This is a genomic window from Devosia sp., assembly GCF_035944845.1.
In the GTDB taxonomy this organism is placed as follows: Bacteria; Pseudomonadota; Alphaproteobacteria; order Rhizobiales; family Devosiaceae; genus Devosia_A.
In genome coordinates this window covers 24,239-46,344 of the sequence record NZ_DASZAW010000112.1, presented here as the reverse complement: position 1 = coordinate 46,344, position 22,106 = coordinate 24,239, and the positions used below count along the sequence as shown (strand labels likewise).

Below are 22,106 nucleotides of genomic sequence, written 5' to 3'. Positions count from 1 at the left end.
CGGGCAGAGGAGGGCGCAATCACTTTCGACGATCTATGAAAGGATTCCGATGTCGAAGCGCGATTCAGTTAAGCACAAGATCGACCGCCGTCTTGGCGAAAACCTGTGGGGCCGTCCGAAGTCCCCGCTCAATAACCGTGCTTATGGCCCCGGCCAGCACGGCCAGCGCCGCAAGGGCAAGACCTCCGACTACGGTCTGCAGCTGCGCGCCAAGCAGAAGCTCAAGGGCTATTACGGTTCGATCACCGAGAAGGCCTTCAAGAAGCTCTACACCGAAGCGTCCCGCGTCAAGGGCGACACCGGCGAGCGCCTGATCGGCCTGCTCGAGAGCCGTCTCGACGCCATCGTCTACCGCGCCAAGTTCGTGCCGACCGTGTTCGCGGCGCGTCAGTTCGTGTCGCACGGCCACATCCTGGTCAACGGCAAGCGCGTCAACATCCCGTCCTATCAGGTCAAGGTCGGCGACAAGGTTGAGGTGCGTGAGCGCTCCAAGCAGCTCGGCATCGTGCTCGAGGCCAACCAGCTCGCCGAGCGCGACGTTCCCGAGTACGTGGAAGTCGACCACTCCAAGCAGACCGCGGTTTACGTTCGCGTCCCGGCGCTGTCGGATGTGCCGTATCCGGTGCAGATGGAACCGAACCTGGTGGTGGAATTCTACTCGCGCTAATCGCGCGGAACACACCACGGAACTGGAAAGGGCCGCCCGATGGGGCGGCCCTTTTTCGTTGTCAGCGGGGGCCGCTCCGAAAAGCGGCCCTCGACATTACGCCCCGGCCACACCGCTCAAGGATTCCTTGATCGGTTCCTGGTCGCGGGGGATGTGGCTTTCGAAAAGCCGCAGGCGCTTGTAGACCGAAATCAGCTCGATCACCGTGCCCCAAGCTCGCGCGAGGAACTGGAACGACGACGCCACCTGGCCGAAGGCCTGCTGAACCTGCTGATAGAGGCCCAGCGTCAGCGTGCCGGCAAGGATCGAGGGCGCAAGCATCAGCAGCGGGATGTAGCCCGCCAGCTGCAGGTAGCCGTACCGAGCGAAGTTGAAGTAGGTGTAGTGCCAGTAGATGCGGAAGTAGTTTCTCTGCACGCCGGCAAAGAGCTCGCGCACCGTCGGCGGCGCGGCGCGCTCGGGGCTATCCTCGCCATAAACCAGCTCCTTGCGATAGGCGGCCTCAACCTTCTGGTTTTCGAACTGCAGGCCCGGCAGCTTGAAGCCGATGGCCGCAAGGAACACGGTGCCGAGCGCCGCCGAGACCAGTGCGACCCATACGAGACTGCCGGGGACGCTGCCGAGGATCGGCAGTTCGGTAATGTGTTGCGACAGACCCCACAGGATCGGGAGGAACACAGCCAGGGTGATCAGGGCGTCGAAGAAGCTGGTGCCGAGATCCTCGACGATCTGGGCGAAGCGCATGGTGTCTTCCTGCACGCGCTGCGCGGCGCCTTCGGTCGTCCGGATCGCGCTCCAGTAGCGCATGTAGTAGGAGTTCATCGCCTTGCGCCAGCGGAACACATAGTGGCTGGTGAGGAAGCTCAGGATCACCAGCACGAGGATGCGCGGCACGGTCACGGCGATAATGGTGGCAATCTCGGCGTAGAACTTGGGCGCCGGCACCGAGCCGGGCTGCGACAGCGCACTCTGCAGCGTGTTGAAGAACGTGCCCTGCCAGTTGTTGACGAAGGCGTCGACCTGCACGTTGAAATAGGTGATCAGCAGGATGGCGGTGGAGCCGACTACCGACCACCAGTACCATTCGTTTCGTTCGTAGAAGAACCAGAAGACGCAGAAGATCAGGGCGACCATCAGCACGTACTGGTAGAGCCATGCCTGTTCGCCGGTGAGGAAGGTTCCTTCCGGGGTACAGGCCGGGGTCGCGACGCCCTCTGGAAGCGTGCTCTGGCCAACCTCAGGAGTGGCGGGGGTCGCCTGGCCGGTCTGCGGGGTGGCGTCCGTCGCTGCAGGATCAGCCGTGGTTGCAGGTGCACACATCGGCGCTATCAGCCAGCGGTCGAGACTGGTGACGGATCGCATCGACTCGCCGAAGAACGGAAAAGCGATCGTTGCAATCAGCATCCAGATGGCTGCTGAAAGGAAGAATAGCCTGGGATTGGGGAAGAATGAGCGGAACAAGGGAGACTCCTTGGGGTTCCGTGAGGTCGCGTCATCTAACTGACTAAATTCGGAACCGGCAAGGAATGTGGGTGAACCTTGCCGCGAGTTAAAATCGCCGCAAGCTTCCGGTAAGGCGCGGGGTTTGCTACAGCATCGCCATGAACGAAATCGCCAGCCCAGCTCAGTTCCAAGCAGACGCCGAGGACCTCTCGGGCGCGCATCCGCTGTTTGCCGCCGCACCGCGCAGTGTCGAGTTCAACAAGCTCAGGAAACGTCTCGTGCGCAACATGCGCGAGGCGATCGAGAAGTTCGGCATGGCGCGGGCCGGGGAGAAATGGCTGGTGGCCATTTCGGGCGGCAAGGACAGCTATGGCATGCTGGCGCTGCTGCTCGATTTGAAATGGCGCGGGCTGCTGCCGGTCGAGCTGATCGCCTGCAACCTCGACCAGGGGCAGCCGAACTTTCCCAAGCATATCCTGCCGGACTGGCTGACCAGAAACGGCATCGCGCACCGGATCGAGTACCGCGACACCTATTCGGTGGTGACCAGCACGCTGCCTCAGGGGGCAACCTATTGCTCGCTCTGCTCGCGGCTCAGGCGCGGCAACCTCTATCGCATCGCGCGCGAGGAGGGATGTTCGGCCCTGGTGCTGGGGCACCATCGCGAGGACAGCCTCGAGACGTTCTTCATGAACATGTTCCATGGCGGCAAGCTCGCGGCGATGCCGCCGCGGCTGATGAACGACGACGGCGACGTCGAAGTGCTGCGGCCGATGATCTATTGCGCCGAGCCGGACCTCGAGAAGTTTGCCGAGCACATGGCGTTCCCGATTATCCCCTGCGACCTGTGCGGGTCGCAGGAGGGGCTCGAGCGCAACGCCATGAAGGCGATGCTCAATGACATCGAGAAGCGGATGCCGGGGCGCAAGGACATCATGATCCGGGCACTCGGCAATGTGCGGCCGAGCCATCTGCTCGACCCGAAACTGTTCGATTTCCTAGCCCTGCAGGGCACGCCCGACACGGGCGCCTCCGGCGGCTGAGCGCTTTCAGGAAAAGTTGCAGGTTTTCCGGTTCGAAAGCGCGACCACATCAAAGACTTCGAGCGTTTCGTTGAAAACGCGGCGACTCCCCCGACCACCCAAGCACCCGAGTGATCATGTCCAGATTCGATATCGACCGCCTTGCCGTCATCCTGCGCGATGCGGCCAAGGCAGAAATTCTGCCGCGCTTCCGGCACCTCGATGCCGGGATGATCCGCCAGAAGACCGATGCGATCGACCTCGTCACCGAAGCCGACGAGCAGGCGGAACGGCGGATCAAGGCGGCGGTTGAGCTGGCCTGGCCGGATGCGCTGTTCGTCGGTGAGGAATCGGTGGCGGCGCGGCCAGCCCTGCTGGAAGAACTGAATGCGGCCGAGTTCGCTATCGTAGTCGATCCGGTCGATGGCACGGCCAACTTCGCGGCGGGGCTGCCCTTGTTTGCCACGATGGCCGCAGTGGTCAGGAACGGCGAGACCATTGCCGGCATCATCTACGACCCCATGGGCGACGACTGGGTGCTGGCGGAAAAGGGGGGCGGCGCCTGGCAGCGGCGGCCGGACGGCACGCAATGGCGACTGAAAGTGGCGCCGGCCCCGGGACTTGCCGACCTCGTCGGGCACGTGTCGATCACCTTCCTGACGGCGGACAGCAAGCCAAAGGTGCTGGCCAACCTCGCCAAGCTCAAGGTCGCGGCGAACTATCGCGTCGCCGGGCACGACTACCGCACGTTCGCGACGGGCTTCTCGCATTTCGTGGTGTTCAACAAGCTGATGCCTTGGGACCACCTGGCGGGGTCGCTGATCTCCCAGGAGGCGGGCGGTTACGTGGCGCGCTTCGACGGTTCGTCCTATCTGCCGAGCCATCGCGATGGCGGCCTGCTTATTGCGAGTGACCCCGATACCTGGAATTTGCTGCGCTCAGAGGTGTTTACGGTATAGTAAGCCCTCTGATCGGCGAGGGGAGACGCGGTTTGGACCAGCTTAACTATTGGGCGATCGCTGATCGCGAGGTCGAAATCCAGAACCCGATCACCGATCGGAAGCTGCGCCTGCTGGATGACTATTGCTCGATCCGCGACGGGATGAGCGTCCTCGACATGGGTTGCGGCAAGGCCTGGCTGATGCGGCACTGGGCCGAGAAGTTCGCCATCCAGGGCGTCGGTATCGACATCAACGCGCGCTTCCTCGAGGCGGCGCGGCGCAAGAGCCCGGCCAAGGGGCGACTGACCTTCCACAACGCCTCGGTGAAGGGGTTCCGGGTGGAGCCCGCGTCGTACGATGTGGTGCTGTGCCTTGGTGCTGCGGCATCACTGGGCGACGTCCCGGCAGCGCTTGAATGGATGGCCGCCGCCGCCAAGCCCGGTGGTTCGCTGGTGCTGGGCACGACCGTGCTGCGGCACGCGCCGGCGGTGCCGAAGGGCGACATCCTGCCGCCGGATACGGTGAGCATGATCGGCGTGATGGAGCGGCATGGCGCCGAGGTTTCGGCGACCATCAGCGCATCAGACGCCGACTATGAGCGCTACCAGAGTCACCAGCGGCACGCGACGCTGACGTGGGCCCGCGAGAACCCCGGGCATCGCGACCACGCCGAAGTGCTGGCAAAGAGCCGCGAAGACTGGATGCACTACCAGCGGATCATCCGGCCGATGCTCGGCTGGACGATCTTCGTGGGTCGCAAGCAGGACTGAGCGGGTTCGCGTGCGTTGAGCCGGGTGTGATCCCCGCGAAAGCGGGGATCTCCGTTTGCGATGGTGCGGGGGCAAGAACACAGAGGTTCCCGCTTTCGCGGAAATGACTCCGTGCTTGCTGCGGTTTGGCCCTAATGCCCGCCCTCGCCGTGCTGCGTTTCGTATTGCGGGCTGACGCCGAACAGCTTGCCCTTTTCGGCGACGAGGATCGAGATCAGCACCAGCGCGCCCATGCTGGCGTAGCCCAGGGCGTTCGGAAGGATCGTGCCGTCGAAGTGCTGGCCGATATAGGTGCCGATCAGCGCCCCCCCGACCGTCTGGGTGAAGCCGAAGACCGAGGCGGCCGTACCGGCGACACTGCCGAGCGGCTCCATGGACAACGAGTTCATGTTCGAGGCGGCCCAGCCGAAGAAGAACTGGATCACCATCAGCAGCCCGAAGAACACCGGGAAAGGCACGGGGCCCATCAGGGCCACCGCCACGAGGATCAACGCAGCGCCAAAGTAGACCAGCGCCGCGGTGTGGCTCAGCCGCCGCATGCCGAAGCGGCGCACCACGCGGGAATTGATGAACTGGGCAATGGCTATGGTGCCGGCCATGAACGCGAAGGCTACCGGGAAGTAGGGGCCGAGACCGTAGATTTCGACGAAGATCTGCTGGCTTGCCGAGATGAAGCCGAACATGGCGCCGAACAGGAAGGTGCCGGCGAGGCCGTAGAACAGCGCTACCCGATTGGTGACGACGATGCGAAAGCCGTCGATCACCGAGCTGAAGCTTAGCGGCCGGCGATATTCCGGGTGCATGGTCTCGGGCAGGCGGAAGAAGGCCCAGAGGCTGATCAGGGTGGCGAGTCCGCCCATGAACAGGAAGATATACTGCCATGGTCCGGTCAGCAGGATCAGTTGGCCGATCCCGGGGGCAAGGATCGGGATCGCCATGAACACCATGAAGGTCAGCGACATGATCTCGGCCATCTCGCGGCCCGAGAACTTGTCGCGGACGACGGCGGTGGCAATGACGCGGGTGCCGGCGGCGCCCATCCCCTGGACGAAACGCAGCGCCAGCAATGCCCCGAAGGTTGGCGCAAAGGTCGCGGCGAAGGCGCAGACGAGGTAAATGCCCAGGCCGACCAGCAGCGGGCCACGGCGGCCAAAGCGATCGGTGAGCGGACCGAAGGCAAGCTGGGCAATGCCGAAGCCGAACATGTAGACGCCGACCACGAACTGCCGTTCGTTCTCGTGGCTGATGCCGAATGCTTCGCCCATGTAGGGCAGGGCCGGCAACATGACGTCGATGGCGAGTGCGTTGAGCGCCATCAGCCCTGCAACAAGGATGATGAATTCGACGCGGGACAGGTCCCGCGCAGCAAGAGATGTATTGGACATTGTAAGCTCAGATGTGGCCGCGGGAGGGGCCGGAAAGGCCGGGAAGATGCGCGCATCTTCGGCCTTTGGCAACCCGCGGCCGATCAATACTGTGGAGTGGCGGAGGCTATCGTGCCGGCTGCAGCTGGAAGCTGGTGGCGCTCTTCTCGCGGATCGGCAGGTGAATGGCGGCCGAGGCGAGACCAAGCAGGATGCCCAGGTACCACACGAGGCTGTAGGAGCCGGTGTGATCGTAGACGAAGCCGCCCAGCCAGACGCCGACGAAAGAGCCGACCTGGTGACTGAAGAAGGCAACGCCATAGAGCATGCCCATGTAGCGGGCGCCAAAGAACAGCGTTACCAGTCCGGCGGTGAGCGGTACGGTGGAAAGCCACAGCAGCCCCATCGCGGCGGCGAACATGTACGCACTGACCTCGGTGACCGGGAACAGCACGAACAGGCCGATGGCCACGGCGCGGCTGAAGTAAATGGTGGCAAGCAGCAGCTGCTTGGGCAGGCGCCCGCCGAGATAGCCGGCCAGCAGCGAGCCGACGATGTTGAACAGGCCGATTACTGCGATGGCCCAGCTGCCGACTTCAGGCGCGAGGCCGCATTGCACGAGGTAAGCGGGCATGTGGACGTTGACGAAGGCGAGGTGGAAGCCGCAGACGAAGAAGCCGATCACCAGCAGCCGGTAGGAGCCAAAGCCCCAGGCGCGGCTCAGTGCCTGCATGAACTTCAGATCGGCCTGCCCAGCGCCGCGTTCGGTGCGTCCGCGGAGCGCAAAGGTCAGCGGGATCACCAAGGCGAGGATGGCGGCGGCATAAATGAGGGCGCTCTGCCAGCCGAAATTGCTGATGAAGGCCTGCCCGAGCGGCGCGAAAGCGAACTGGCCGAAGGACGATGCGGCGGTGGCCACGCCGAACACCAGGCTGCGTTTCTCCTGCGGCACGCTGCGCCCGAAGGCGATCATGACGATCGAGAAGGACGAGGTGGCGATGCCGACGCCGGTAATGACGCCGGCCGTGAGGTTGAGCAGTGTTCCGGTGGGCGAGGCCACCATCAGCACCAGGCCCAGCGCATAGATCAACAGACCGCCCACGATCACCTTGGCGGTGCCGTAGCGATCGGCGAGACCACCGGCGAAGGGCTGCGCGATGCCCCAGGCGAGGTTCTGGATGGCCATGGCCATGCCCCAGGCTTCGCGCGTCAGCCCCAGATCGGCAGTCATCGGCAGAGTCAGCAAGCCAAAGCTGGTGCGGATGCCATTGGTCACTGCCGCGATGATGCAACCGCAGATGATCAAGGCGATCAGCGGCGTCGCCAGGGAGCGGGGGGCAGTGATCGAGGACATGGCGGGGACTCGGGAGGACAGCCGAAAGGAGACTGTGTACTTACACCCCGGGCCGGCGGGCCGGGAAACGCTTTTCAGTGATGCCTGCCATCACGTTGCGTGATCGTGGCCTCTTGCCGCATTTGTCCGGCGATCGGGGATGACTATGTCGGATGGCGACAAAGGAGCCTCGACTCGTGATCCGCCACATTGTCTTCTTCACTGCCAAGCCGGCCAACCTCGACGCCGTCGTCGAGGGGCTGAACCTGCTTGGCCAGATCCCCCACTCGGACCATTTCGAAGTGACGCGGAACTCCAAGGTCGATCAGTTCGGCAACGATATCGACGTGGTGGTCTATGCCGAGTTCGCCGATGAGGCGGCGCTGGCTGCCTACAAGGCGCACCCGCTCTATGCCGAAGCGACACGACGGGTACGGCCGTTGCGAGAGCAGCGGTTCGCCGCAGACGTTCCGACGCGGTCTGCCGAGGTGCTGCGCCGCTCGGCCTGAACGGAAGACCATTCCTCCATCGCCATTGGATTGCCGCCCTCGCGCAAGGATTTTCTACGGTTTGGCTTGCCCGGAAACTGAGCGCGCAGCAGTTTTGCCGCGATCGGGAGGGCGATAATGGAGATCAAGGAAACCGACGCCATGCTGGTGTTGAGCGCCAGCAGGCGATTGACCATTGCAGCGGTGAAGCAGGTCAGCCCGGAGGTCACCGGCGACCTCGATGCTGAGATCGCGCGCTGCGGGCTGGAGATCGCCGGGCCGTGGGTGTTCGTGGCGCGGCATCTGCCAAGGGACAGCAAGACCGAGTTCGAGCTGCGCTTCTGCCGGCCGGTGATCAGCACCGCTGGCTATGATGGGCTGTTTGCCGTTGAGCGCCTCGAGCCGATCATGGTGGCGAGCGCTGTGCATCAGGGCTCGATGCGGACATTGTTCAAACAGGGCTATGCGCCGCTGGTGGCGGCGATCGAGGCCTCCCGGCACGCGTTTTCCGGAGAAAGCCGCGAGGTCTATCATCAATGGGCCGGGCAGGGAGGGCGGTACCATCGCATCGAAATCCAGTTTGGGCTTTCGTATTGAGCCACGTCGGGCTACCTGCAACGCCGCAATCTCTGCGCAGTCGGGAGGATCACAGATGACAGTAGCTATCGCCGAGCGCCGGCGGGCCAATGCCGGCACCTGTGTGAGCGGGTTCACCGCTCTTTCGACTGGCAGCGGCGCTTCGAGCGTCGCAATTTGCAGGATTCTTGCACGATGCAACTCCTCGACGAGACCGCCTATGAGGCCGTCCGCCCCCTTCTGACGCAGACCATCTCCCGCCACGCCCCCGTCGCCGCGATCCTCGCAGGTGGTTTGGATGGCGAGGTGTGGGCTGACGACCCGATCCGACCATCGGTGACGCTGATTTCCGATGGCGAGGCATGCTACCTCGCCGGCGACCCCCGCCATCCCATGCAGCCCGAGGCGCTGCGGGCACTGATCCCGGCCTGGACCTATTTCCTTCCCGAGGACAACTGGGTCTTCCGGCTCTCCGAGATCTGGGACAACCCATTTGCGCGGCCGCACCCGCGGCTGCGGTTCGAACTGGAGCACCCCGGGCCCGGCGCCGCACTGCCGGAGGGGTTCGAACTGGTGCCGATCGACCGAAACAGTGTGGCGGGCTATCCCGCGCTGCACCAGTTTGCCGAGGATGAGGGAGATCGCTGGCGATCCTTCGAGGACTTCCTCGATGAGGGCGTCGGGTATGCGGTGCTTTGCAACGGGGCGGTGGTGAGCCACAGCCTCGCCGACTGCGTGGTCGGCGACCGGGCCGAACTTGGGGTCGGAACAGAGGAAGGCTTCCGCCGGCTCGGGCTGGGGCGCGCCGCCGCCACGGCGGCGGTCAACGAATGCCTGCGACGGGGGCTCGTGGATATCGGCTGGCACTGCCATGCCTCGAATGCCGGCTCGATCCGTATCGCCGAAGCCGCCGGATTCCGGCAACGGAGCCAGTATTTTGGCTATTCGAGCAATCTGCCGGCTGAGAACGTCGGTGACCTCAGCGAGGCGCAGTGCCGGGATTGGGCAGCGCACCTCGAGACGGCCGCCGAAAGCGTGCTCTGGCACGATTTCCACGCGGCCGGCGCCTGGGCGCTGGCCGGTGAACCGCAGCGGGCGCTCCGGTGCCTGGATCGGATGGTGAGCGCCGGGTGGCGGGGGCGGGCCGAATGGCTGGAGCAGCACTGGGCCTATGCCGCCATCCGCGACAGCGAGAGGTTCGCAGCCATCGTCGCGCGCCAGCGCGGCTAGCAGCAAAGCGAAGGCCGCGCCCGATGGACGCGGCCTTTGATATGTACTCTGCCTAAGCTGCCGTCAGGCGGTCTGCTTGACCGCGATGCCCTTGTCGGCGAGGTGCGACTGCAACTCGCCGGCCTGGAACATTTCGGTGACGATGTCGGCGCCGCCGACAAACTCGCCCTTGATGTAGAGCTGCGGGATGGTCGGCCAGTTGGCGTAAGCCTTGATGCCTTCGCGCAGGTCCTGGTTCTCCAGCACATTGGCGCTCTGGTAGTCGACGCCGAGGTAGCCGAGAATCTGCACGACGCGGCCCGAGAAGCCGCACATCGGGAAGTCGGGCGTGCCCTTCATATAGAGGAACACGTCGTTGTTCTTCACCTGCTCGTCGATCAGTGCGTTGATGTCGCTCATATGCATGCCTTTCAGGCCGGGGAGGATGCCGGCTCCGTTCTCCCCGTTAGATAATCCTGCAATGCGGCGCTGTCGAGGTGCACATCGTCATTTGACGATGCTTAGAGCTGCTTCTGCAGGCGGACGCTGGGCAGGATCATGCCGCCGCGGCTCCTGTGCGTGGTTCGTTCGGTCTCGCGATAGCCGTGCCGTTCGTAGAAACCTTGCGACGAAAGTGCCGAATGGACTTTGGCGAAGCTGGTGCCGGCCCCGCGCATGCGGCTTTCCGCCTGGCCGAGCAGCGCGCTGCCAATGCCGCGGCCCTGGAAGTCCGGGTCGATGTAGAGGCCGATCACCTCGTCCGGCCCGTGATCGCAGAAGGCGACGAGGAGATCGTCCACCACGACGACGTCGAAATGGCCGCTTGTGGGCGTCACGTACTGGTCCGGCCGCAGCCCGAAGGCCCAGCTCTGCCGTTCCTCCAAAGAGTAGTACGCGTCTGAGGTCGCCATGATGGCGCGCTGGTGCAACCGCTGCATGGCAGTGCCGTCACCGCTTCGCATCGGTCGGATGGTCCAGGTCACCCGAGCCTCGCGGCGATATAGGGGTGACCGGTGACGTCCTCGAGTTCGTCATACTGCACTGCCTCCCACCCATGGGCGCGGGCGGCCTTCACGATGTCCTCGCGGTCGTCGAAGAACAGCGGCGGCTCGGCCTGTGGCCCGAGACGGTTGCTGATCCAGTCGAAATAGGGCTTTGCCGGTTTGGTGTGTCCGATGCGCGCCGAGTGGAACATGTCATCGAACAACTCGCCGAACCTGAGCTGCTGCCACAGCCATTGCGCCCGCATGTGCTCCTGGTTGGTGGCGACGAAGAGCGGCGTACCTTTGGCCTTCAGTTGCGCCACGACATCGAGCAGCGGCTGGTTGACGTTGCTGTCATGGCTCAACCAGTAGCCGGCAAAGGCCATGCTGGGGCCGCGATAGCCGAGACGGGGCAGGGTGCGATCGAGTGCCTCGAGCAGCGACATCTGCCCGATGATGACCTTCTTGATGAAGATGTCGTGGATGAACTCGGTCTTGAACCGATCAGGATCGACGCCGAGGTCGGCGAAAAGGTTCTGATCCCAGCGGACCTGCTTTTCCGGACGAGCATGGTAGCCGTGCACGAGCACGCCATCGACGTCGAAGAGGATGGTGCGGGTCATTTTTGATCCTCACCCGCAAAGCGGGGGAGGGGGACCGCCGGGACGGCGGTGGAGGGGGCGACCGCAAGCTCGATGGTGGTGAGCACTCCCTCAAGACTGCTATCGATCAGTACGTCCGCTGCTATGAAGCGTAACACGTGTATCCCTTGTTCCTGCAGCCATTTGGTGCGCCGTTCGTCATGTGCCGCCTGCTCTGCACTGTCGTGGACCGCGCCATCGATCTCGATGCATAGCCGCGCCTGTGAACAGTAGAAATCAAGGATGAAGGGGCCAATCGGGTGTTGGCGGCGGAACCGGTAGCCTTTGAGTTTGTCGCGTCGGAGATGCTGCCACAGCACGACTTCAGGCAGTGACATCTCTCGTCTCAGACGCTTGGCACGCTTGAAGGTGATGATGGGTCCGCGCATGGGGCCGCCCCCTCCACCGGCTTCGCCGGTCCCCCTCCCCCGCCACGCGGGGGAGGATGAAGAGGGTCAATCCGGCGCCTTCGTTTGCAGCGCCAGCGAATGCAACACCGTGCCCATGTCGGCGCCGAAGGCGGCGTTGACCATCTGGTGTTGCTGGACGCGGCTCTTGCCGCGGAAGGCTTCGGAGGTGACGGTCGCCGCGTAGTGGTCGCCGTCGCCGGCGAGGTCGCGGATTTCGACGATGGCGTCGGGAAGCGCCTTGAGGATGCGGCGTTCGATTTCGGTGGCGGCCATGCCCATGGCGAGTCTCCCGGTGGTTGAGCCCTGGTTGAGATATGGCACGCAGGCAGGGGCTGTTCAACGGGAGCGGGCGCCGGTGTCCCGGCGCCCGTTTGCGTTAAGCGGCCTGGCGCTTGGGCAGCTTCCAGTTCGGCCGTACCCAGTGGCAGGTGTAGCCATTGGGGATGCGCTGCAGATAATCCTGATGCTCGGGCTCGGCCTCCCAGAACGGGCCGACCGGCTGCAGCTCGGTCACCACCTTGCCGGGCCACAAGCCGGAGGCGTCGACATCCTTGATGGTGTCCTCGGCCACTGCCTTCTGCTCGGCATTCTCATAGAAGATCGCGGAGCGATAGGCGCGACCGACATCGTTGCCCTGGCGGTTCCTGGTCGAGGGATCGTGGATCTGGAAGAAGAACTCCAGGATATCGCGATAGCTGATGCGGCTCGGATCGAAGACGATCTCGACCGCCTCTGCATGGTCACCGTGGCTGCGATAAGTTGCATTGGCGAAGCCGTCATCGCCCGAATAGCCGACACGGGTGGAGATAATCCCGTCCTTGTGGCGCAGCAGCTCCTGCGCGCCCCAGAAACACCCGCCAGCCAGAACCGCCCGCTCAGTGGTCGTCATGATGGTCTCCATTATTTGGGATGCGCTCTATATACGCACTGGCGGGGTGGAATGTTACACCCGGTCACGGAAATGGCATTGGCGAGGTGCGTCGCTGCGGCAGACGGCCCCCTCCCATCCTCCCCCATGAAGGGGGAGGTGCCCTGCCGGTTCGTTGGGCTCTATCGAAGATCGAGCCTCGACTCTTCACCTCCCCCTTTATGGGGGAGGCCGGGTGGGGGCCGTCTCTATCGGTCAGGTTTGCCTCAAACCTCGGCGATCTCGCCCGCCATGTATTGCGGGAACCAGCCTTCGTGCGCCGCCTTGAGGTCGGCAATCGCCAGCGGGCGGGCCTCGCCCAGGGTCAGCGTGGTGCCGCCGGTATTGCCGATCCAGGGGGCGAAGACGCCAGCATAGGGGTAGACCTCGGCGTAGAACTTATCGAGGTTGGCCCGGCTCATGGTGACGATATAGCGGCCCTGGTCTTCGCCGAAGAACAGCGGCAGCGGGTCGCCACCATCGAGCTGGTTGACCGTGGCGCCGATGCCCGAGGCCATCGCCATCTCGGCGAGGCCAACCGCGAGGCCGCCGTCGGAGAGATCGTGCACCGACGTGGCCACGCCGTCGCGGATCAGGATGCGAACAAGGTCGCCGACCTTCCTTTCATGCTCGAGATCGACGGGCGGCGGCGTGCCGTCGCGGCGACCAAACAGCTCGCGCAGGTAGATCGACTGGCCCAGGTGGGTGCCCCACCAATCCGGGGCGCCGAACAGCAGGATCGCTTCGCCCTCGGCGGCGAAGGCGGCGCGGGCCATCTTCGACCAGTCGGGGATCAGGCCAACGCCGCCAATGGTCGGGGTCGGCAAGATGCCGCGGCCATTGGTTTCATTGTAGAGCGAGACGTTGCCCGAAACGATGGGGAAGCCCAGTGCGCGGCAGGCATCGCCGATGCCCTTCACCGCATGGACCAGCTGGCCCATGATCTCGGGGCGTTCGGGGTTGCCGAAATTCAGGTTGTCGGTGGCGGCCAGCGGATCGGCACCGGTAGCCGTCAGGTTACGCCAGCACTCTGCCACGGCCTGCTTGCCGCCCTCGTAGGCATCGGCCTCGCAATAGCGCGGGGTGACATCGGAGGTGAAGGCGAGCGCCTTGGTCGGGTGGCCGTCGACGCGGATGACGCCGGCATCGCCGCCGGGGCGCTGCAGCGAGTTGCCCTGGATCAGCGTGTCGTACTGCTCGTAGACCCAGCGACGCGACGACAGCGCCGGCGAGCCGAGCAGCTTCAGCAGTGCGTCGGCGATATCCATCTGTGGGATGTCGTCAGCGGCGAGCGCCGGAGGCACCACCGGAGCGGTCCATGGGCGGTCGTACTCCGGCGCTTCGTCGCCGAGCTGCTTGATCGGCAGGTTGGCGACTTCCTCGCCTTTCCACATCACGCGGAAGCGCAGATCGTCGGTGGTGTGACCCACGGTGGCGAAGTCGAGCTCCCACTTTTCGAACACGGCGCGGGCTTCGGCTTCCTTTTCGGGATGCAGCACCATGAGCATGCGCTCCTGGCTTTCCGAGAGCATCATCTCGTAGGGGGTCATGGCGTCTTCGCGGACCGGCACCATGTCAAGGTTGAGCTCGACGCCGAGGTCGCCCTTGGCGCCCATTTCGACGGCTGAGCAGGTGAGGCCGGCAGCGCCCATGTCCTGGATGGCGATCACCGCGCCGGTGGCCATCAGCTCGAGGCAGGCCTCGAGCAGGCGCTTTTCGGTGAAGGGGTCCCCTACCTGCACGGTCGGGCGCTTCTCTTCGATGTCGTCGCCGAATTCGGCCGAAGCCATGGTGGCGCCACCGACGCCGTCACGGCCGGTCTTGGCGCCGAGATAGACGACCGGCAGGCCGACGCCTTCGGCCTTGGAGTAGAAAATCTTGTCGGTATCGGCGAGGCCGGCGGCGAAGGCGTTGACCAGGATATTGCCGTTGTAGCGCTCGTCGAACTCGACCTCGCCGCCCACCGTGGGGACGCCGAAGGAGTTGCCGTAGCCGCCGACACCGGCGACGACACCGGAGACGAGGTGCTTGGTCTTTTCATGCTTCGGATCACCGAAACGCAGCGCGTTCATGGCCGCGACGGGCCGCGCCCCCATGGTGAAGACGTCGCGGAGGATGCCACCCACGCCAGTCGCCGCGCCCTGGTAGGGTTCGATGTAGCTGGGGTGGTTGTGCGATTCCATCTTGAAGACGATCGCCTGGCCGTCGCCGATATCGACGACGCCGGCGTTTTCACCCGGGCCCTGTATTACCAGCTGGCCGGTGGTGGGGAGCGTGCGCAGCCACTTCTTCGAACTCTTGTACGAGCAGTGCTCGTTCCACATCGCCGAGAAGATGCCGAGCTCGGTGTAGGTCGGCGCGCGGCCGATCAGCTGCAGGATCTTCTGATACTCGTCGAGCTTCAGCCCGTGGTCTTTGACGAGTTCGGGCGTGATGGCGATGTGGTTGTTGAAGGTCATGAGAATCCGGCCTTGATCCGCTAGCGCCCGCTATAGCGGATGACGCCGACGCGCGACACTGGAAAGGTCCTAGATTTCCCCGCCGACCAGCATGGCGAGGCTGGAATTGTAGTATTGCGGATCGCCGGTGACCTCGTCGCCGAGCCAGTCGGGCAGGTCGGGCTTGCCAGTCGGAGTTTCGAGTTCGACTTCGGCGATCAAGAGGCCGGCGTGACGGCCCTGAAACTCATCGACCACCCAGTCGCCGCCGGCAAGGTCGAGGTGGTGGCGCAGCTTCTCGACCTGTGCCCCGCGGATGTAGCCCAGCATCTGGCGCGCATCGGCGATCGGAACTTCGTATTCGAACTCGGCGCGGGCTAAGGCCGAGCCGCCGCTCTTGATGGTGATGTAGCCAACGCGATCATCGACGGTGCGAACGCGCACGGTGACGCCACTCCCGGCAGTGAGATAGCCCTGGCGCAGCAACTGGGTGGAGGTGACGATATCGCGCCAGCCACTACGGGCGATGAGGTATTTCCGCTCGATCTCGATGCCCATTACTCGGCGGCCTCGCGGCTCAACCAACCGTCGAAATAGGCGGAAAAGCGCGCTTTCAGGGCCTTGGGCTTTTCGGCGAAGACCTGGCGGCCGAGACTGGCGATCCTCGCCTCGCTCTCGGCCTGCCGGCGGTCTGCCGCATCAATGGCGAACCCCACGTCGATATCCGGGCCGAGTTCCGCGGGAGCGGTACGCAACAGATCCTGCAGCACCGCCAGGTCGTGGTGCAGCCCCAGCTGGTCGGCGAGGTCGCCGGCGCACTTATGGGCGGCGGGGAGGATTTCGCCCGCACAGCCTTCGAGCAGTCCGAGCTGGTTCCAATGATACTTGCTGTACTTGCGCCACTCGTGGAAGGCCTCGTCGGTGCGGCGCCGGTTTGCCTCGCGGCCGGTCTGGCGACCGCGGCGGTAAGTGTGCTTGAGACCCGCAGCGAGGGTGTCGAGGTCGATCCGCTCGAGCCGCCAGTCGCGGCTGCGGTGATCGAGTTCGCGCATCTGATCTGCGAAGCTCCGCAGGGCTTCCACCTCGCCATCGCGACCGGACGCATCGGACGCAAGGGGGGGCACCGGCCGGTGAGCCCAGGCCATCAGTTCGACATAGGTCTGCTGCGTCACCCGCATGTCACGGGCGGCGGCGAGACCGCGCGAGGCGTCGCGTACGAAGGCATCTTCGGTGCCATAACCTGCGAAGCCCGGACGGACCAGGCGGAACAAAGCCCGCAGCTTCTTGCAGCGTCGCCGGGCTTCGTGCACCCGCCGTTCGGGCGATTCCTGGCTGTTCTCGGCGCCGGCGACAGCCTTGCCGATCTGCTCACGCGCTATGCGCAGAAACCCATCACCCACGGTGGCGTCATCCCGCGACCATTCGAAACCCATGGACATTCGGCCCCGTTGAAAGGGGAAGCTTAGGGTCGGGCGGCTGTCACAAACAAGGCGTCAGGCGCTCGCCGGCTGCCGGCGGCCGAACCAACGGTCGATGGCGACGGTCAGGGCGTAGATGACGACGAAGCCGATCAGCATGCCCAGGCAGCCAATGGCGACCTGACCGTAGCCGAGCTTGTCGACGTTGAGGATGGGGTAGGGGTATTCGTGCACCAGCGCGCCGCGGACCATCACCACAATGACGTAGACGAGCGGATAGAGCAGCATCTTCGGCACGTCGGCGAAGCGCAGCGCACCATGCCCGGGCGTCAGCAGCCACCACAGCACGAACAGCCATGGCGCCAGGTAGTGCATGTAGATGTTGAGGACGTTGTCGATGCCGGTGAAGCTCTCGAGGCCCGACAGAAAGAAGATGTAGTAGACCGAGACCATGACGATCGAGCCGACGGTCAGGCCGCGAGCGAAGGGACGATTCCACCAACCGAGCCATGTCCAGCCGGTCAGCGCCGCGACGTAGCAGAGCGCCATCATCAGGTTGGTGAGCACGGTGAAGAAGGTGAGGAGGAAGGCCGACGCACCGAGGAGGTTGTCGCCGTTTTCCAGCCGGCTCCCCAGCGTCAGCCAGGTGCGCGCCAGCAACGTCAGCGGGCCGGCAATGGCGCCGAACCACAGCAGCACCATGCGCAACGTCATGCCGGTTTCCCCCTCTGCGCCAAAACGCGATCGCCCCAGACAATGATCACGGAAAAGATGCAGACGGCAACCAGCAGCACGGCGACGCCGATCGCCACACCGCCATAGCCGAACTTGCCGGCATCGAGGATATCATAGGGATACTCGTGGACCACGGCGCCGCGCAGCAGCACCCAGGCGACGTAGCCGATGCCGGGCAGCAGCATCAGGCCGATATGCCGGAAGCGCAGCACGCCGTGCGGCGCGAACAGGGCCCACCAGACGAGGTAAAGGATCGGCGCGGCGTAGTGGAGCAGCCAGGTCGCCACTGCCAGCGCGCCTTGCATGTTCAGCGTCGGGGCCAGCATGAAATGGTAGTAGAGCATAACCAGCGTGATGAAGGCGGCCGCCGAGGCCATGATCACCGGGCGGCGAAACCAGCCGAGCCAGCGCCAGCCCGAGAGCACCGAGGCATAGGTCAGCAGCAGCCACAGGTTGGTCAGGTGGGTGAAGTAGGTCCAGAAGTAGATGAAGGCATCGGGGAAGCTACGGGCCACCGCGTTGGTCGCCGAAGCGGTCATCACCGATGGAAAGATGGCCGACCAGTCGAGCGCGAGACCGGTTGCGCCGACAAGAATGGCGACCCAGGCGAGCAATATCCGCAATTTGGCAATCTCAGCAAAGTCGTTGCAATGCTGCCGAGCCTAAAGCGCGCCGCCGCGCTGCGCCACCGCTAGTTGGCGATCAGGCCGCGTCCAGCAACGTTGCGAAGAGCTGCCGGCCATCGGTGCCGCCGTGCGCGCTCTCGATCAGGTTCTCGGGGTGCGGCATCAAGCCGAGGACGTTCTTCTGTGCGTTGAACACGCCGGCGATGTCGTTGAGCGAGCCGTTCGGGTTGGTGCCCTCGGCATAGCGGAACGCTACCTGGCCGTTGCCTTCGACGGCGGCCAAGGTCTCGGCGTCGGCGAAGTAGTTGCCGTCGTGGTGGGCGACCGGGCAACGGATCACCTGGCCCTGCGCGTAACCGCTGGTGAAGGCGGTCGAGGCATTCTCGACCGAAAGCTTCACCTCACGGCAGACGAACTTCAGCGAGGCGTTGCGCATCAGCACGCCGGGAACGAGGCCAGCTTCGCTGAGAATCTGGAAGCCGTTGCAGACGCCCATCACCCTGACGCCCTGGGAGGCGCGTTCGCGGATTGTGTCCATGGCCGGGGAGCGCGCCGCGATGGCGCCGACCCGCAGGTAATCGCCGTAGGAGAAGCCGCCAGGGATCACGATCAGGTCGACCTTGGGAATCTCGGCATCCTTGTGCCAGACGATCGCCGGCGCCGCGCCGCCGATCTTGGTCAGTGCGGCAATCATGTCGCGATCACGGTTGAGGCCGGGGAACACGACGACGGCGGCTTTCATCGGCAGCAGCTCCTGGTGCGAGATGCCGATCCTTTGGTGAGTCTTGGTGGCAAAAGCAAGGGCGGAACCGCAGTTCCGTCCGCTCGGCTGTGGCTTACTCGGCAGGCTGAACCGAAGCTGGCTTGACGTTGCCGCGGCTGCCCGGGGTGCCGGGTAGGTGAGCCCAGGTCGGGCGCTCGAACAGGAACCGGCCCCAGCCGGTCTTCTCGATCAGCCAGAAGAGCACCAGCGGCGACAGCAGTGCGACGGTCATGACGATGATACTGAGGGTGCTGACATCGGAGATCAGGCCGGTCGCTTCCAGCAAGGTGCGGCTCGCCGCCATCGGGATCGAAAAGCTGAGATAGACGACGATGGAGTGTTCGCCAAGCCAGCGGAGCCACCCCATCCATGGCAGCTTGATGAGCAGCGCGGCGGTGAGGCAGACGGCGAGCGAGCCGACGAAGCCGAGCCCGAGATGCACCACGGGCAGCGCGGCATAGCCCATGGTGATGCCGCGCGGGTGCATTTCGGAGCCGCCGGCGAAGACCAGGTAGCCCTCGATTACCGCATAACCAATGAGCGCCAACGCGGCCCAGAGCGCATTGCCCTGCGCCGAGGCGACGATGCGGAACACCAGCGGAGCGAACGCATAGCCGGCACAGAAGTAGACGAAATAGGCGGCGAAGTGGTCGAGCAGGCCGATGCCTGTGGTGACCGGGAAGATCTGCAGCGCGGCCGCGGCGGCCAGCGCCAGCCCGTGCGGCACCTTGAAGGTGAAAAGCAGCTTGGTCACCAGCGAGTAGACCGCCAGCATGTAGATAAACCACAAGACGCCGTAGGGCTCGACGATGGCCCAGAGGATCTGGCTCCCCACCGATGCAAAGTCACCGGTACCGAGGCCGACCTTGAAGACGATCTGCAGCACGGCCCACAGCGCATAGAAATAGAGGTAGTGCACCACGCGACGATCGGCATAGGCCGCCCAGGGACGCGCAATCACCTGGCCAAGGAACAGACCGGAGATCAGGAAGAACTCCGGCATGCGGAACGGGGTGGCCCAGCCGATGATGTAGTGGAGGACGCCGGTGCCGTTGAGATCTTCGCCGACACCATAGGCCGAGTGCATCATCACCACGAGGATGATGGAGAGGCCCTTGGCGGCATCAACCCATTCGAGGCGGTTGGCTGCAGTCGACATTTCTCGAAGCTCCCGAGGCGCGTCCAGCGCGTTTTAGCGCCTGGCGGGTCATCTGGGGCGAAGTGCCTGCATTTAGGCTTAAGCCAAGTGCTTAATCACTAAAGGTTTATCGAGCTGGCGGCGGTGCGTCGAAGGCAGCCTCGCGGGCTGCCGGACCTCAGAACGGCAGCGACAGATGAGTAGCGAGCAGGACGCCGATGGTCATGAAGAACAAGGCAGAGAGCGAGAAGGTCTTGAGCATTTTCGATATCGTTCAGCAGCGCGAAACTGCGCTTTGGTTCAGGGCCGTGCTTAGGTCGGTTCGCGGGACCGGAATAGTCTCGGACCGTGCATGGCTCCAATGCGCCCCGACGGCTGAATGGAGTCTGAACCGGCACGGTTAATTGCAGGGTGTGATGGGGTCCTGTGACTATTCGAAGAGCGCGGGGCGGCGGAAAAGTGGTGGGGCGCCGCCTGTGGTAGCGGCGCCACGCGACCAAAGTCTAAGGGTGATCATGCTGCCCTTCGTGAGCAGGTCTGTGCCCCACCCACCGGCTGTCATCCCAGCGAAAGCTGGGACCCATCCATCCACTTGCGCGGGCTGTGAGTTGGGTCCCAGCTTTCGCTGGGATGACAACGAGTTTTTGGCGCTGCCGGGTGGGGAGGACCAAACACGCACGCAAGCATGAAGGCCGGAGCGTGCCCGCTGGCAGTGGCTAAGGGGTTCTGAGGCCTACGGCTCAGACGGGAACCGACGCGTAGGCGGCAAACAGCAGGCCGAGCGCGAGGAAGAAGGCAATCGACAGGGAGAATGTCTTGAGCATTGGGGCGGTCTTTTACTGGTACAGGCTCAGGGTTACGCGAGCGGCCGGTACCATAAGCGGTGAATCTTAAGGCGTGATTTCTATGGTGTAGTTTTCGATGACGGTGTTCGCCAAGAGCTTGTCGCACATCGCGCGGACATTAGCCTCGGCCTGTGACAAATCGGATTCACCGAGCTCCAGGTCGAACACTTTTCCCTGCCGAATGGCACCGACACCAGAAAAGCCCAGGCTTTTGAGCGAGCCCTGGATGGCCTGACCCTGGGGGTCGAGGACGCCGGATTTCAGCGTAACGGTGACGCGGGCTTTCATCGAGGATTCCCGAAAAAGGGCAGGGGGCTGCCCTGGATTTTCAGTGCGGCGGGCTCGAGGTGGAAGGCGTCACCGCCTTCCGAGCACGCTGGGCGGCTATTGCACGAGTCGTGGGCCGGTGGTCAACGCGTTGTCGGTTTCCACAAGAATACCGAGGCGCTGCGCCACTTCACGATAGGCATCGACCAGTCCACCAAGGTTCTCGCGGAAGCGATCCTTGTCGAGCTTGTTGCGGGTCTTGATGTCCCACAGGCGGCAGTTGTCCGGGCTGATCTCGTCGGCCAGAACGATCCGCATCAGGTCGCCGTCATAGAGGCGGCCGCACTCGATCTTGAAGTCGACCAGCTGGATGCCGACGCCCATGAACAGTCCGGTGAGGAAATCGTTGACGCGGATGGCCAGCGCCATGATGTCGTCGAGTTCCTGCGGGGTCGCCCAACCGAAGGCGGTGATGTGCTCTTCCGACACCATCGGGTCGTTGAGTGCATCATCCTTGTAGTAGAACTCGATGATCGAACGGGGCAGCTGGGTGCCGGGCTCGAGCCCGAGGCGCTTGGTCAGGGACCCGGCGGCAACATTGCGCACCACCACCTCGAGCGGGATGATCTCGACTTCCTTGATCAACTGCTCGCGCATGTTGAGCCGCCGGATGAAGTGCGTCGGAATGCCAAGGCCGTTGAGCTTGGAGAAGATGTACTCCGAGATCCGGTTGTTCAGCACGCCCTTGCCGTCGATGATCTCGTGCCTGGCACCGTTGCCGGCAGTCGCGTCGTCCTTGAAATACTGGATCAGCGTCCCGGGCTCCGGGCCCTCGTAGAGCGTCTTGGCCTTGCCGTCATAGATTTTGCGGCGACGGTTCATATGAGCCCTGCCTCTCGGACAATGTGGGGAATTGCGGCGTTCATGCGCCAGAATGGCAGCGCAATGCAAGCTCTTTCACCTGCAGGCGAGCCCTGCGGCGGAGCTCATTCGCCTGAGAAAATTCGGTCAAACCGTGGGGTTGCCGGCGAGCGACGAGCATCGGGGTCGCGCATCAGCCGCTGATCGCATTGACCAAATGCCGCGACCGGCACCCGTTGATTTGGCTGGCGGTCCAGCTTA

Annotated in this window: 25 protein-coding genes; 7 read left to right on the top strand and 18 right to left on the bottom strand. The window is 64.1% G+C overall.

Annotated features, from left to right (window positions below):
* Positions 1–49: 49 nt before the first annotated feature.
* Positions 50–667: a 30S ribosomal protein S4 gene (rpsD, locus tag VGV07_RS23140; protein ID WP_326871109.1), complete on the top strand. Its 618-nt coding sequence runs from the start codon at positions 50–52 to the stop codon at positions 665–667.
* A gap of 96 nt (positions 668–763) precedes the next feature.
* On the opposite strand, the gene VGV07_RS23135 is transcribed toward rpsD, so the two are convergent.
* A complete protein-coding gene (locus VGV07_RS23135) occupies positions 764–2,128 on the bottom strand; it encodes a peptide transporter (RefSeq protein WP_414649990.1) in 1,365 nt (454 codons plus the stop codon).
* A 140-nt stretch (positions 2,129–2,268) separates the two neighbouring features.
* On the opposite strand from VGV07_RS23135, the gene ttcA reads away from it, so the two are divergent.
* From ttcA to VGV07_RS23120, 3 genes are all read left to right on the top strand, one after another.
* Positions 2,269–3,153 carry a tRNA 2-thiocytidine(32) synthetase TtcA gene (gene ttcA, locus VGV07_RS23130; RefSeq protein WP_326871104.1) on the top strand — a complete coding sequence of 295 codons (885 nt, stop codon included), beginning with the start codon at positions 2,269–2,271 and terminating at the stop codon, positions 3,151–3,153.
* Between the two features lie 113 nt (positions 3,154–3,266).
* Entirely contained in the window at positions 3,267–4,091 is an 825-nt protein-coding gene (locus VGV07_RS23125) for an inositol monophosphatase family protein (RefSeq protein ID WP_326871108.1), read from the top strand.
* Positions 4,092–4,123: 32 nt separating this feature from the next.
* Positions 4,124–4,843 carry an SAM-dependent methyltransferase gene (locus VGV07_RS23120; protein ID WP_326871103.1) on the top strand — a complete coding sequence of 240 codons (720 nt, stop codon included), beginning with the start codon at positions 4,124–4,126 and terminating at the stop codon, positions 4,841–4,843.
* Positions 4,844–4,974: 131 nt separating this feature from the next.
* Here VGV07_RS23120 and VGV07_RS23115 read toward each other — a convergent pair whose 3' ends face one another.
* Positions 4,975–6,228 (bottom strand): multidrug effflux MFS transporter, encoded by a 1,254-nt coding sequence (locus tag VGV07_RS23115; protein ID WP_326871102.1) that lies wholly within the window; start codon positions 6,226–6,228, stop codon positions 4,975–4,977.
* A 106-nt stretch (positions 6,229–6,334) separates the two neighbouring features.
* Positions 6,335–7,561, bottom strand: a complete 1,227-nt coding sequence (locus VGV07_RS23110; protein ID WP_326871101.1) for an MFS transporter — start codon at positions 7,559–7,561, stop codon at positions 6,335–6,337.
* 176 nt (positions 7,562–7,737) lie between these two features.
* Here VGV07_RS23110 and VGV07_RS23105 point away from each other — a divergent pair, with 176 nt between their 5' ends.
* The 3 genes from VGV07_RS23105 (at position 7,738) to VGV07_RS23095 (ending at position 9,834) form a co-directional block, all read left to right on the top strand.
* Positions 7,738–8,049 carry a Dabb family protein gene (locus tag VGV07_RS23105; protein WP_326871100.1) on the top strand — a complete coding sequence of 104 codons (312 nt, stop codon included), beginning with the start codon at positions 7,738–7,740 and terminating at the stop codon, positions 8,047–8,049.
* A 117-nt stretch (positions 8,050–8,166) separates the two neighbouring features.
* The gene (locus VGV07_RS23100; protein ID WP_326871099.1) at positions 8,167–8,625 is read left to right on the top strand and encodes a hypothetical protein; all 459 of its coding nucleotides are present in this window, start codon (positions 8,167–8,169) and stop codon (positions 8,623–8,625) included.
* Between the two features lie 174 nt (positions 8,626–8,799).
* Positions 8,800–9,834, top strand: a complete 1,035-nt coding sequence (locus VGV07_RS23095; RefSeq protein WP_326871098.1) for a GNAT family N-acetyltransferase — start codon at positions 8,800–8,802, stop codon at positions 9,832–9,834.
* A 63-nt stretch (positions 9,835–9,897) separates the two neighbouring features.
* Here VGV07_RS23095 and grxD read toward each other — a convergent pair whose 3' ends face one another.
* From grxD to purC, 15 genes are all read right to left on the bottom strand, one after another.
* The gene (gene grxD, locus VGV07_RS23090; protein ID WP_055882173.1) at positions 9,898–10,233 is read right to left on the bottom strand and encodes a Grx4 family monothiol glutaredoxin; all 336 of its coding nucleotides are present in this window, start codon (positions 10,231–10,233) and stop codon (positions 9,898–9,900) included.
* 101 nt (positions 10,234–10,334) lie between these two features.
* A complete protein-coding gene (locus tag VGV07_RS23085) occupies positions 10,335–10,796 on the bottom strand; it encodes a GNAT family N-acetyltransferase (protein ID WP_326871097.1) in 462 nt (153 codons plus the stop codon).
* Positions 10,793–11,419 (bottom strand): HAD family hydrolase, encoded by a 627-nt coding sequence (locus VGV07_RS23080; protein ID WP_326871096.1) that lies wholly within the window; start codon positions 11,417–11,419, stop codon positions 10,793–10,795. The genes VGV07_RS23085 and VGV07_RS23080 overlap by 4 nt, the downstream gene beginning before the upstream one ends.
* Positions 11,416–11,826 carry an endonuclease domain-containing protein gene (locus tag VGV07_RS23075; protein ID WP_326871095.1) on the bottom strand — a complete coding sequence of 137 codons (411 nt, stop codon included), beginning with the start codon at positions 11,824–11,826 and terminating at the stop codon, positions 11,416–11,418. Before VGV07_RS23075 ends, VGV07_RS23080 begins: the two co-directional genes overlap by 4 nt.
* Before the next feature lie 66 nt (positions 11,827–11,892).
* Positions 11,893–12,126, bottom strand: coding sequence for a BolA family transcriptional regulator (locus VGV07_RS23070; protein WP_326871094.1), 234 nt, complete (start codon positions 12,124–12,126; stop codon positions 11,893–11,895).
* Positions 12,127–12,223: 97 nt separating this feature from the next.
* A complete protein-coding gene (gene msrA / locus VGV07_RS23065) occupies positions 12,224–12,736 on the bottom strand; it encodes a peptide-methionine (S)-S-oxide reductase MsrA (protein WP_326871093.1) in 513 nt (170 codons plus the stop codon).
* Between the two features lie 245 nt (positions 12,737–12,981).
* A complete protein-coding gene (gene purL / locus VGV07_RS23060; RefSeq protein ID WP_326871092.1) occupies positions 12,982–15,213 on the bottom strand; it encodes a phosphoribosylformylglycinamidine synthase subunit PurL in 2,232 nt (743 codons plus the stop codon).
* A gap of 69 nt (positions 15,214–15,282) precedes the next feature.
* Complete coding sequence (locus VGV07_RS23055; protein WP_326871091.1) at positions 15,283–15,750, bottom strand: CYTH domain-containing protein; 468 nt, start codon at positions 15,748–15,750, stop codon at positions 15,283–15,285.
* Positions 15,750–16,631 (bottom strand): CHAD domain-containing protein, encoded by an 882-nt coding sequence (locus VGV07_RS23050; RefSeq protein WP_326871090.1) that lies wholly within the window; start codon positions 16,629–16,631, stop codon positions 15,750–15,752. Before VGV07_RS23050 ends, VGV07_RS23055 begins: the two co-directional genes overlap by 1 nt.
* Before the next feature lie 54 nt (positions 16,632–16,685).
* A complete protein-coding gene (locus tag VGV07_RS23045) occupies positions 16,686–17,324 on the bottom strand; it encodes a Pr6Pr family membrane protein (protein ID WP_326871089.1) in 639 nt (212 codons plus the stop codon).
* Positions 17,321–17,968, bottom strand: coding sequence for a Pr6Pr family membrane protein (locus VGV07_RS23040; protein ID WP_326871088.1), 648 nt, complete (start codon positions 17,966–17,968; stop codon positions 17,321–17,323). Before VGV07_RS23040 ends, VGV07_RS23045 begins: the two co-directional genes overlap by 4 nt.
* Positions 17,969–18,047: 79 nt before the next feature.
* Entirely contained in the window at positions 18,048–18,713 is a 666-nt protein-coding gene (gene purQ, locus VGV07_RS23035) for a phosphoribosylformylglycinamidine synthase subunit PurQ (protein WP_326871087.1), read from the bottom strand.
* Positions 18,714–18,807: 94 nt separating this feature from the next.
* On the bottom strand, positions 18,808–19,893 hold the full coding sequence (locus VGV07_RS23030) for an acyltransferase family protein (RefSeq protein WP_326871086.1): 1,086 nt from the start codon (positions 19,891–19,893) through the stop codon (positions 18,808–18,810).
* Positions 19,894–20,762: 869 nt separating this feature from the next.
* Positions 20,763–21,005: a phosphoribosylformylglycinamidine synthase subunit PurS gene (gene purS / locus VGV07_RS23025; protein WP_326871085.1), complete on the bottom strand. Its 243-nt coding sequence runs from the start codon at positions 21,003–21,005 to the stop codon at positions 20,763–20,765.
* Between the two features lie 96 nt (positions 21,006–21,101).
* Positions 21,102–21,866 (bottom strand): phosphoribosylaminoimidazolesuccinocarboxamide synthase, encoded by a 765-nt coding sequence (gene purC / locus VGV07_RS23020; protein WP_326871084.1) that lies wholly within the window; start codon positions 21,864–21,866, stop codon positions 21,102–21,104.
* Positions 21,867–22,106 lie beyond the last annotated feature (240 nt).

What these genes read in the sequence shown, in the direction of transcription:
- purQ (WP_326871087.1), bottom strand. Translation starts at nt 18,713, where the DNA reads ATGAAAGCCGCCGTCGTCGTGTTCCCCGGCCTCAACCGTGATCGCGAC.
- grxD (WP_055882173.1), bottom strand. Translation starts at nt 10,233, where the DNA reads ATGAGCGACATCAACGCACTGATCGACGAGCAGGTGAAGAACAACGAC.
- VGV07_RS23095 (WP_326871098.1), top strand. Translation starts at nt 8,800, where the DNA reads ATGCAACTCCTCGACGAGACCGCCTATGAGGCCGTCCGCCCCCTTCTG.
- VGV07_RS23080 (WP_326871096.1), bottom strand. Translation starts at nt 11,419, where the DNA reads ATGACCCGCACCATCCTCTTCGACGTCGATGGCGTGCTCGTGCACGGC.
- VGV07_RS23055 (WP_326871091.1), bottom strand. Translation starts at nt 15,750, where the DNA reads ATGGGCATCGAGATCGAGCGGAAATACCTCATCGCCCGTAGTGGCTGG.
- VGV07_RS23045 (WP_326871089.1), bottom strand. Translation starts at nt 17,324, where the DNA reads ATGACGTTGCGCATGGTGCTGCTGTGGTTCGGCGCCATTGCCGGCCCG.
- VGV07_RS23115 (WP_326871102.1), bottom strand. Translation starts at nt 6,228, where the DNA reads ATGTCCAATACATCTCTTGCTGCGCGGGACCTGTCCCGCGTCGAATTC.
- purS (WP_326871085.1), bottom strand. Translation starts at nt 21,005, where the DNA reads ATGAAAGCCCGCGTCACCGTTACGCTGAAATCCGGCGTCCTCGACCCC.
- VGV07_RS23070 (WP_326871094.1), bottom strand. Translation starts at nt 12,126, where the DNA reads ATGGGCATGGCCGCCACCGAAATCGAACGCCGCATCCTCAAGGCGCTT.
- rpsD (WP_326871109.1), top strand. Translation starts at nt 50, where the DNA reads ATGTCGAAGCGCGATTCAGTTAAGCACAAGATCGACCGCCGTCTTGGC.
- VGV07_RS23030 (WP_326871086.1), bottom strand. Translation starts at nt 19,893, where the DNA reads ATGTCGACTGCAGCCAACCGCCTCGAATGGGTTGATGCCGCCAAGGGC.
- VGV07_RS23100 (WP_326871099.1), top strand. Translation starts at nt 8,167, where the DNA reads ATGGAGATCAAGGAAACCGACGCCATGCTGGTGTTGAGCGCCAGCAGG.
- VGV07_RS23110 (WP_326871101.1), bottom strand. Translation starts at nt 7,561, where the DNA reads ATGTCCTCGATCACTGCCCCCCGCTCCCTGGCGACGCCGCTGATCGCC.
- VGV07_RS23075 (WP_326871095.1), bottom strand. Translation starts at nt 11,826, where the DNA reads ATGCGCGGACCCATCATCACCTTCAAGCGTGCCAAGCGTCTGAGACGA.
- ttcA (WP_326871104.1), top strand. Translation starts at nt 2,269, where the DNA reads ATGAACGAAATCGCCAGCCCAGCTCAGTTCCAAGCAGACGCCGAGGAC.
- VGV07_RS23050 (WP_326871090.1), bottom strand. Translation starts at nt 16,631, where the DNA reads ATGTCCATGGGTTTCGAATGGTCGCGGGATGACGCCACCGTGGGTGAT.
- msrA (WP_326871093.1), bottom strand. Translation starts at nt 12,736, where the DNA reads ATGACGACCACTGAGCGGGCGGTTCTGGCTGGCGGGTGTTTCTGGGGC.
- purL (WP_326871092.1), bottom strand. Translation starts at nt 15,213, where the DNA reads ATGACCTTCAACAACCACATCGCCATCACGCCCGAACTCGTCAAAGAC.
- purC (WP_326871084.1), bottom strand. Translation starts at nt 21,866, where the DNA reads ATGAACCGTCGCCGCAAAATCTATGACGGCAAGGCCAAGACGCTCTAC.